At 68.7% G+C, this 9,172-nt stretch carries 11 protein-coding genes; all 11 read left to right on the top strand.

Annotated features, from left to right (window positions below; genetic code table 11):
* The first annotated feature begins 8 nt into the window (after nt 1-8).
* Nucleotides 9-614, top strand: coding sequence for a ribosome maturation factor RimM (gene rimM, locus ACTIL2_RS09825; protein WP_442337286.1), 606 nt, complete (start codon nt 9-11; stop codon nt 612-614).
* Between the two features lie 11 nt (nt 615-625).
* Nucleotides 626-1,462, top strand: a complete 837-nt coding sequence (trmD, locus tag ACTIL2_RS09830) for a tRNA (guanosine(37)-N1)-methyltransferase TrmD (protein ID WP_442337287.1) — start codon at nt 626-628, stop codon at nt 1,460-1,462.
* Between the two features lie 162 nt (nt 1,463-1,624).
* A complete protein-coding gene (locus tag ACTIL2_RS09835; protein ID WP_442337288.1) occupies nt 1,625-2,368 on the top strand; it encodes a hypothetical protein in 744 nt (247 codons plus the stop codon).
* Nucleotides 2,369-2,402: 34 nt separating this feature from the next.
* Nucleotides 2,403-2,771, top strand: coding sequence for a hypothetical protein (locus tag ACTIL2_RS09840; protein WP_442337289.1), 369 nt, complete (start codon nt 2,403-2,405; stop codon nt 2,769-2,771).
* Nucleotides 2,768-5,149 carry a Tex family protein gene (locus ACTIL2_RS09845; RefSeq protein ID WP_442337290.1) on the top strand — a complete coding sequence of 794 codons (2,382 nt, stop codon included), beginning with the start codon at nt 2,768-2,770 and terminating at the stop codon, nt 5,147-5,149. The genes ACTIL2_RS09840 and ACTIL2_RS09845 overlap by 4 nt, the downstream gene beginning before the upstream one ends.
* A gap of 147 nt (nt 5,150-5,296) precedes the next feature.
* The gene (gene rplS, locus ACTIL2_RS09850) at nt 5,297-5,638 is read left to right on the top strand and encodes a 50S ribosomal protein L19 (RefSeq protein ID WP_442337291.1); all 342 of its coding nucleotides are present in this window, start codon (nt 5,297-5,299) and stop codon (nt 5,636-5,638) included.
* Nucleotides 5,639-6,016: 378 nt separating this feature from the next.
* Complete coding sequence (gene lepB, locus ACTIL2_RS09855) at nt 6,017-6,781, top strand: signal peptidase I (protein WP_442337295.1); 765 nt, start codon at nt 6,017-6,019, stop codon at nt 6,779-6,781.
* 56 nt (nt 6,782-6,837) lie between these two features.
* A complete protein-coding gene (locus ACTIL2_RS09860; protein WP_442337296.1) occupies nt 6,838-7,479 on the top strand; it encodes a ribonuclease HII in 642 nt (213 codons plus the stop codon).
* Between the two features lie 40 nt (nt 7,480-7,519).
* Nucleotides 7,520-7,825: a DUF2469 domain-containing protein gene (locus tag ACTIL2_RS09865; RefSeq protein WP_442337292.1), complete on the top strand. Its 306-nt coding sequence runs from the start codon at nt 7,520-7,522 to the stop codon at nt 7,823-7,825.
* A 129-nt stretch (nt 7,826-7,954) separates the two neighbouring features.
* Nucleotides 7,955-8,395, top strand: a complete 441-nt coding sequence (locus ACTIL2_RS09870) for a YraN family protein (protein WP_442337293.1) — start codon at nt 7,955-7,957, stop codon at nt 8,393-8,395.
* The coding region (locus ACTIL2_RS09875; protein ID WP_442337294.1) for a magnesium chelatase domain-containing protein at nt 8,392-9,172 on the top strand (781 nt) is incomplete at its 3' end. The genes ACTIL2_RS09870 and ACTIL2_RS09875, both read left to right, overlap by 4 nt.

The following is a 9,172-nucleotide window of genomic DNA, read 5'->3' on the forward strand; positions in this document are numbered from 1 at the left end:
TGACTCCCATGCCAGAGAGGGAGAATCCGCGCGCGGAACTGCAGATCGGTCGAGTCATCAAGCCGCACGGGGTGCGTGGTGAGCTCGTCGTGGACGCCACCACGGATGACCCGGACAACCGCTTCGCCGTCGGCACCGTCCTCACCGGACGTCAGCGGGGCAGGGAGCTGGCGGTCACGGTGACAGCGGTCCGTCCCCACCAGGGACGGCTACTGCTCACCGTCGACGAGGTTGCCGACCGTACCGCCGCGGATTCGCTGCGGGGGATGCGGTTCTTCGCCCCGCCGGTCTTCGACGAGGAGGACGACGGATTCTACGACCACGAGCTGGAGGGGCTGCGCGTCCTGGACTGCGGTCAGGTCGACGAGGAGACCGCCACGGCACGGGCCTATGAGGGGGAGCTGCCGGAGCCGGTCGACATCGGCGAGGTCGCCGGGGTCGTCCACGGCCCGGCGGGCACGCTGCTGGAGGTGGCCGTGGACGTGGACGCCGCACTGTCCACGGCGGGTTCCACGGTGCTCGTCCCGTTCCGCCATGCCATCGTGCCCATCGTCGACCTCGACAACGGTGCGCTGGTGCTCACCCCGCCCGAGGGACTTCTCGAACTGGAGTAGAGTTCTCACCCATGCGTCTGGACGTCGTCACGATCTTCCCCGAGTACCTGGATCCGTTCCGTCATGCCCTCCTGGGACGGGCGATCGAGCGCGGGATCCTCGACGTCGGCGTCCATGACCTGCGCTCCTGGGCCCATGATGTGCACAAGTCGGTGGACGACACGCCCTACGGTGGTGGGCCGGGCATGGTCATGAAACCGTCGGTGTGGGGACCCGCACTCGACGACGTGGCGGCATTGACGGGGCCGGCGGGCTCAGGGGAGAAGCTCGAGAGCGCGCTGCCGCACGTCGCGTCCCCTGAGGTCCCCACCGGTGATCCGGTGCCGGACCCGGCGGACCACGACGACCGTCCAGTCCTGGTTGTTCCGACCCCGGCCGGTGCGGCGTTCACGCAGCGGACCGCGCAGCGCTGGGCGTCCGAGAACCGGCTGGTGTTCGCGTGCGGACGCTACGAGGGGATTGACCAGCGTGTCTTCGAGGACGCGGAGAAACAGTACCGCGTCGAGGAGGTGTCACTCGGCGACTACGTCCTGATCGGGGGCGAGGTCGCCGTCCTGGTGATGGCGGAGGCCGTCGTCCGGCTCATCCCCGGGGTGCTGGGGAACCACCGCAGCCATGAGGAGGATTCCTTCCAGGATGGTCTGCTGGAGGGGCCGAGTTACACGAAGCCACGGGTCTGGCGCGATCTCGAGGTGCCGGACGTGCTGCTGTCCGGTGACCACGGCAAAGTCGACCGCTGGCGGCGTGACCAGGCGCTGCGCCGTACCGCAACGCAGCGTCCCGAGCTTGTCGCGGCTCTGGAGGAGTCGGGTGGGCTCAGCGACCGGGACCGCCGGGCGCTGGAGTAGGCGGCAAGCGCGGGGACGTTGTCCACACCGCCGGGTTATCCACACCGTCCTGGCGATTCGTTGGGTGGTGGCCGGGCGGTGTCCGGCGGTGGCGGTAGGGTCAACCGCACCGGCCGGGCCGATCCGGCGGGGGACAACCGACAACAGGAGGGGAGAGGCGCCATGCCTGTCACAGAACGGGTGGACAGCCCGTCCATCGAGGAACTGACCGTGTACCCGCTCAACCGTATGGAACTGCGCATGGCGGAATCGGGGGTGAAGGGCCGTTCCGCCGCGGAACGTGACGCGGTCGCGGAGATGGTCAGGACGAGGGGAGCGGCCTACGCCGCGCGTTTCCGCCATGCCACGGAACTGTCCTGGCGCATGCCGGAGATGTACTGGACGGCCCAGGACGACGGCCGGATGACCATCGACCACATGGACGCGATCTGGCGCCGGCTGGACCGTCACCCGGCGCTGCGGGCCAGAATCGACCGCGACGAGGCGGAGGTGCGCAGGATCGAGGCCGAACGCGGGGCCACCGACGGTGCGGAGTCCGGCACCGACGATGGTCCGTCCCGGGAGTACACCGGCGATGAGGGGTACCGGCACTACGTCGACGATCCGTGGCAGCGGGGGCGCAGCAGGTGGGAGGAGCGGTTCCCGGAACCGGAGAACTCCTACTGCCCGTCGGCCGACCACGCGGTGGAGTTCGCCGTGGTCGAGTGGCTGCGTTCCAGTCCGCACCGCCTGATCACCGTGTCCGGGTCCGGTTCCCTGATGCCACGGTCGACGGTGACGATCCACCGGCTCAGGGAACTGGTGGACACCGCCGTGGACGAGGACATTGAGCAGCGGGAGAAGTTCGAGGCGGAGGAGAGGGAACAGGGCACCACGCAGCCTGTGCCCTTCAATGCCCCGTACTAGCCGCCGGTTAACCCGTTGCGCCTACGCTGGTGCCATGAGCACCAGTACCGTGACCGACCTCAATATCCTCGTGCGTGCCGGGGAGGTGGCCGGGATCCGGGAGCGGATCAGCGCCGCCCTGGACGCCGCCGGGGCGCGCGGGCACGAGATCGTGGTGCGTGAGATCACGCTGGCCTGCGAGCCGGACAATATGCTGGTGACCGAGTTCCAGCAACGGTTCGACCGCCCGGCGGTGGTCGAACAGGTCCACCACCTGGTGGTCACCGCGTCCTGGGGAGACTCCGGGGAGGTCCCCGGGACGGCCGACATCACCGCGACGGTGGTGGGATGCCTGCCTCCGGCGCCGGACGGTTCGACCGGTCTCTGGTTCGGTCAGACCCGGTCGGTATCATCGTCCGAATGACCGAAAGAACCGGCACGACAGATGTCACACGCACGCTGGCCACCGAGTTGGGGATCGGTGAACCGCAGGTAGCGGCCACCGTCCGACTGCTGGACGAGGGCAACACCGTCCCGTTCATCGCCCGCTACCGCAAGGAGGTCACCGGCGGGCTGGACGACACCCAACTGCGCACCCTGGAGACACGTCTGCGCTATCTGCGCGAACTGGAGGAGCGCAAAGCCACCGTCCTCGCAGCCATCGAGGAGCAGGGCAAGCTCACCGATGACCTCCGCGACCTGATCCTCGGCTGCACCACCAAGGCCCGGCTGGAGGACCTCTACCTCCCCTTCAAATCGACCCGGCGGACCAGAGCGACCATCGCCCGCGAGGCCGGCCTGGAGCCCCTGGTGGACACCCTGCTCGCCGACTGCGACCGGGACCCCTCCGAGCTGGCCGGGGAGTACATCACCGGGGGCTTCGACGACGCGAAGGCGGTGCTGGCTGGTGCCCGGGCCATTGTCCTGGAGGAGCTCTCCACCGACGCCGACCTGGTCGGCGAGGTCCGCGAACGGTTCTTCACCACCGGCTCAATGACTGCCGGAGTCGTCGCGGGCAAGGAGAACACCCCCGAGGCCCAGAAGTACCGGGACTACTTCGAGTTCGCCGAGCCCTTCACCACCCTGCCCAGCCACCGCATTCTTGCGCTGCTGCGTGGGGAGTCGGAGGGCGTCCTGCAGCTCACGCTGGACGCGGGGGAGGACGAGATCTACCAGGGGATGATCGCGCAGGCGCGGGGTCTGGAACCCCGCGGCGACGCCGCCGACGGTTTCCGTGCCGAGTGTGCCCGCTTCGGCTGGCGCACCAAGCTGCAGGTGTCCTCTGGGGTGGATGTGCGCATGCGGCTGAAGGAGCGCGCGGACGATGCCGCGGTGGAGGTCTTCTCCCGCAACCTGCGTGACCTGCTGCTCGCCGCCCCGGCGGGACAACGGGCCACCCTGGGCCTGGACCCCGGCTTCGCGCACGGGGTGAAGTGCGCCGTCGTCGACCAGACCGGCAAGGTGCTCGACACCGCGGTGGTCTACCCGCACCAGCCCCGCAACCGCTGGACCGAGTCCTCGGATGCCCTGGCCCGGTTGTGTGCACGGCACAACGTGGAACTCATGGCGGTGGGGAACGGGACGGCGTCGCGGGAGACCGAGAAGCTCGCCCGGGAGATCGCGGACACGGTGGCTGCCGCAGCACCCTCCGGTGGCCGACCGACACCGGTGATGGTCAGTGAGGCCGGGGCATCGGTGTACTCCGCCTCCGAGCTCGCCGCCGAGGAGTTCCCGGACATGGACGTGGCCCTGCGCGGGGCGGTGTCGATTGCCCGGCGTCTGCAGGACCCGCTCGCCGAGCTGGTGAAGATCGACCCGAAGTCCATCGGCGTGGGCCAGTACCAGCACGACGTCAACCAGACCCTGCTGGCGAAGGGCCTGGACTCCGTGGTCGAGGACGCGGTGAACTCCGTGGGGGTGGACGTGAACACCGCCTCGGTGCCACTGCTGCGCCGGGTGGCCGGAGTAAGCACCACGGTGGCGGAGAACATTGTGCGCCACCGGGAGGACAACGGCGCCTTCGGTACCCGTCGCCAGCTCAAGGACGTCCCGCGGCTCGGGGCGAAGGCATTCGAGCAGTGCGCCGGGTTCCTGCGCATCCACGGGGCCGCCGATCCGTTGGACGCCTCCGCGGTCCACCCCGAGGCCTACCCTCTGGTGCGCCGGATCACCGCGTCCACCGGTGTGCCGGTTGCGGACCTGGTGGGCAACCGCAGCGTCCTGTCATCGGTGAACCCACGGGACTTCGCCGATGACACCTTCGGCGTCCCCACGGTGACCGACGTGCTCGCCGAGCTGGACAAGCCCGGCCGTGACCCGCGTCCTGGGTTCCGTACCGCGTCACTGGCCGAGGGCATCGAGAAACTCTCGGACCTGACCCCCGGAATGGTCCTGGAGGGAACGGTGACCAATGTCGCCGCATTCGGCGCCTTCGTGGACGTGGGAGTGCACCAGGAGGGACTGGTGCACGTCTCGGCGATGTCCGACAGGTTCGTCTCCGACCCGCATGACGTGGTCAATTCCGGCCAGGTCGTGAAGGTCAAGGTCATGGAGGTCGATGTCGAGCGTAAGCGGATCGGCTTGTCGCTGCGCCTCAGCGATGAGCCTGGCCAGGGAAAGAAGAAGCCCACGTCCCGTGACGCCGGGGAGCGCACATCGCAGAAACCGGGCGGGGGCAGGCCCCGGGGCAGGGGCGAAGGCAAGGGCAGGAAAGCGGACAAGGGCAAAGGTGCAGCACAGGGTGCAGCACAGCCCGCGGGCTCGATGGCCGACGCTCTCAAACGTGCCGGGTTTGGTCAGTGAGGGCTTGCACTGGCATAATTGCCGGGTTGCGTATTCCCGGTCCACGGGTGCGCCAAAACTGAATGGTGTGGGCATGAACGCGTGGCACCCCTGGTGGGGTCGGTCCGTGGGTCCTCTGTCCGATCGAAGACGAAGCAAGGAATCCCAATGCACTTTCTCGACAAGGTCGACGCCGCACAGCTGCGCGACGACATCCCCGACTTCCGCCCCGGCGACACCGTTGACGTCCACGTCAAGGTCATCGAGGGTACCAAGAGCCGTGTCCAGGTGTTCCGTGGCGTTGTGATCCGCCGCCAGAACTCCGGCATCCGCGAGACCTTCACCGTGCGCAAGATTTCCTTCGGCGTCGGTGTGGAGCGTACCTTCCCGGTGCACTCCCCGAACATCGACCACATCGACGTCCTGTCCCGGGGTAAGGTCCGTCGTGCGAAGCTGTACTACCTGCGCGACCTGCGTGGCAAGAAGGCGAAGATCAAGGAGAAGCGCTAACCAGCGCAGCGTTCCCCCGAGGATCGGCCCCCGGTCCGGCACGGTGCACCACGGCAGTGGTGCGCACGGCCGGGCCGGGGGTTTTCGTTACTCCCACCCCTCGCCACCGCAGACTCCCGCGGGGTCCCGGGAACCTGCGGGCCGCACCTGGCGTCCCCGCCGGCGGGCCACGGCCAGTGAGCTGCCGGACTGCCTCGACGCGGAGTTCGCCGCCGTCGGGGATCGGGGGCTGTACCGGCGGTTCGCGCGGTTCCGGGTGGCCGGGTGCCGGCGTTCCGGCGATGGCGGGGGCAACTGGTAACGTCTCATTGCGTGACCGATCCGAATGACCCCGCCAGTTCCGCCGCGTCCGCGTCCACGGATGTCCAGCAGGAGCCCCTGTCCGAGAAGGAGAAGGTGGCTGCCCGCCGGTCGTCATCGGAGCAGGAGCGGAAGAAGCGGAGGACCTACCCCTGGTGGGTGGAGTTCCCGATCATCCTGGTTGTGGCGCTGGTCCTGCTGGCGTTGTTCAACTCCTTCGTGGGACGGCCCTACCTGATCCCGTCGGAGTCGATGGAACCCACCCTGCACGGCTGCGATGACTGCGTGGGGGACCGGATCTTCGTCAACAAGCTCGCCTACCAGTTCGGTGGGGAGCCGTCCCCGGGCGAAGTGGTGGTGTTCACCGGCCCTGACTCGTGGAACGACCAGTATGTCTCGCAGCGCTCCGACAACAGTCTGGTCAGCGGCGCCCAGACCGCGCTGTCCTATATCGGCATTCTGGCGCCGGACGAGAATGCTCTGGTCAAGAGAGTTATCGCGACCGGCGGGCAGACGGTCCAGTGCCAGGCCGGCGATCCGGGCGTGATGGTGGATGGTGAGCGTGTCAGCGACGACTACACGAAGGACCCCCTGACCTACCAGGTTGACCCGATGACCGGGTCCGACGCCTGCCAGGGATCCTACTTCGGTCCGGTGACCGTCCCGGAGGACCACCTGTGGGTGATGGGCGACAACCGGACGAATTCGGGGGACTCCCGCTTCCACCTGGGTGATGAGCTGCAGGGGACCGTCCCGGTCGACAACGTCGTCGGCAAGGTCACCGCGAAGATCTGGCCGCTGGACCGTATCGGCGGGGTGGATTCGCCGGACATCCAGCGTTAGCGGGGAACGCAGTGCACATTCCGGACACCGCGGGTGCGTCGGGGACCGTGCGCTCCATGCCGAACGGCAGGACGCTGGAGTGGGCGGTGCACAAGGCCGGCCTCGGCCCCGTGGCCGGGGTGGACGAGGCGGGACGCGGGGCGTGCTGCGGTCCGGTCACGGTGGCCGCCTGCATCCTTCCCCCGGGTCCGTTGCCGGAGCTGGAGGGGCTGACCGACTCCAAGAAGCTCAGCCCCGCCCGCAGGGAGCACTTCTACGGTCTGGTCACCGCCGTGGCCGTGGACTGGGCGGTTATCAATGTCCCGGCGTCCTACGTGGACACGTGGGGGATCCAGCACGCGAACCTCGGGGGGATGCGTCGGGCGGTGGCCCGGCTGGAGGTCCGCCCCGGCTACATCCTGACCGATGCGATGAAGGTCAACGGGTTGACCCGCCCCCACGTCCCGGTGGTCAAGGGTGATCTGGTGAGCCGGTGCATCTCGGCGGCGAGCGTGCTGGCGAAAGTCACCCGGGACCGGCTGATGGTCGGCATGGACGAGGTGTACCCGGGGTACGGTCTGGCCGGGCACAAGGGGTACGGCACGGCGTCTCACATGGACTCGGTGAGTCTGCTCGGTGGTACGCCCGAGCACCGTTACACTTATTCCAACGTGGCCGCCGCCCATGCGCGGTGGCGTGCGCGACACCAACGGCAATAAGCACGCCGAACCGAGACCGTGAGGGAGATGACCTGCAACCGTGAGCGCGGAGGAGCTTGAGGACTTCGAGGCCAACGTGGAGCTTTCCATGTACCGCGAGTACCGGGACGTGGTCAGTCAGTTCAGCTACGTCGTGGAGACTGAACGCCGGTTCTACCTGGCCAATGCGGTGGAACTGCTGCCTCGCAACACAAACGGGGAGGTCTACTACGAGGTGCGGATGTCGGACGCCTGGGTGTGGGACATGTACCGTCCCGCGCGTTTCGTGCGGTACGTGCGGGTGATCACCTACAAGGACGTCAACATCGAGGAACTGGACAAACCCGACCTCCGGATGCCGGAGTAGCTCGCCGTCGGCGCAGGTCGGACGGCCCGTCGCCGGAGTTGTCCACAGCGCCGGGTTATCCACACCGTCCTGGCGTTTCCCCGGACGCACGCCAGGTGACCTCCGTGCGCTGTGCCAGTGTTCTGAGGCATGGGAGACAGCACAGGCAGGCAACGGGACTTTGCAGCGCGGGACAGTACGGGGCGGGAGGGTCCACGGCGCAACCTCCGGGAGGTGGGGGCCCGGGGTGAGGACCGGGCGGCGGAGTTCTTCCTGGACCGCGGGTACAGCCTGCTGGACCGTAACTTCTACACCTCCCGCGGCGAGGTCGACATCGTCCTCCGGGCACCGGGACTCCCCGGTGAGGGGATCTCCGCGGGCGCGACCGTGTTCGTCGAGGTCAAGTGGCGCATCGACGGCCGGTACGGCCGTGGCGCGGAAGCGGTCACGCCCTCGAAGCTGAAGGCGATGCGCCATGCCGGTGCGGCGTGGCTGCGGGAGCACCCCGACCAGCGGGCCGCGGAGATCCGTTTCGACGTCCTCGACATCACCGACGACGAGATCACCCACTACGAGGGGATCGGCTGGTGACCACCATCAGTGACCGGTCGCCGGTGCGCGTCGGCCAGGCCCACGGCATCGCGCTGGCGGGGGTCAGTGGCATTCCGGTGACCGTGGAGTGCGACATCAGCCGGGGGCTGCCGGGGATGAGCATCGTGGGGCTGGGGGACACCGCGGTCGTGCAGGCCCGGGACCGGGTGCGATCGGCGATGATCAACAGCGGGCTCGACTGGCCGAGAAGCCGTGTGGTGATGAGCCTGTCGCCGGCGTCCGTGCCGAAGAGCGGTTCAGGCTTCGATCTGGCGATGGTGCTGGCCATCCTCGCCGCTCAGGGGCGGGTGGACACCGGCCGCGCCGGGGCCGCGGGCACCCGGGATACGGTGGTGATCGGCGAACTGGGGTTGGACGGCTCGGTGCGTCCGGTGGACGGGGTGCTGCCGATGCTGCTGTCGGCCCGGCACGAGGGGTACCTGAGGGCCGCCGTGCCGGTGGACAACGCCACCGAGGCCTCCCGGGTGGACGGGATCGAGGTCGTGGGACTGACCCATCTCAGTGAGTTGCTCGGGTGGGTGCGCGGTGAGATCCGGTTCCCCGGGGCGGGAGCCCTACCAGGGCAGGACGGCACACCGGACCGGGATTCGCGGGAGGCGGCGCCGTCCCGCGACCTGTCGGAGGTCGTCGGTCAGCCGGAGGCGCGCCGTGGACTGGAGGTCGCCGCGGCCGGCGGCCACCACCTGTGGCTGACCGGTCCGCCGGGATCGGGGAAATCCATGCTCGCGGAGCGGCTGCCGGGGATCCTCCCGCCGC

Origin of the sequence: Corynebacterium sp., assembly GCF_052107835.1 — a bacterium.
Classification (GTDB): Bacteria; Actinomycetota; Actinomycetes; order Mycobacteriales; family Mycobacteriaceae; genus Corynebacterium.

Excerpts from the sequence above, each read along its gene's own strand:
- rimM (WP_442337286.1), top strand. The coding sequence starts at position 9 with ATGCCAGAGAGGGAGAATCCGCGCGCGGAACTGCAGATCGGTCGAGTC.
- trmD (WP_442337287.1), top strand. The coding sequence starts at position 626 with ATGCGTCTGGACGTCGTCACGATCTTCCCCGAGTACCTGGATCCGTTC.
- ACTIL2_RS09835 (WP_442337288.1), top strand. The coding sequence starts at position 1,625 with ATGCCTGTCACAGAACGGGTGGACAGCCCGTCCATCGAGGAACTGACC.
- ACTIL2_RS09840 (WP_442337289.1), top strand. The coding sequence starts at position 2,403 with ATGAGCACCAGTACCGTGACCGACCTCAATATCCTCGTGCGTGCCGGG.
- ACTIL2_RS09845 (WP_442337290.1), top strand. The coding sequence starts at position 2,768 with ATGACCGAAAGAACCGGCACGACAGATGTCACACGCACGCTGGCCACC.
- rplS (WP_442337291.1), top strand. The coding sequence starts at position 5,297 with ATGCACTTTCTCGACAAGGTCGACGCCGCACAGCTGCGCGACGACATC.
- ACTIL2_RS09860 (WP_442337296.1), top strand. The coding sequence starts at position 6,838 with ATGCCGAACGGCAGGACGCTGGAGTGGGCGGTGCACAAGGCCGGCCTC.
- ACTIL2_RS09870 (WP_442337293.1), top strand. The coding sequence starts at position 7,955 with ATGGGAGACAGCACAGGCAGGCAACGGGACTTTGCAGCGCGGGACAGT.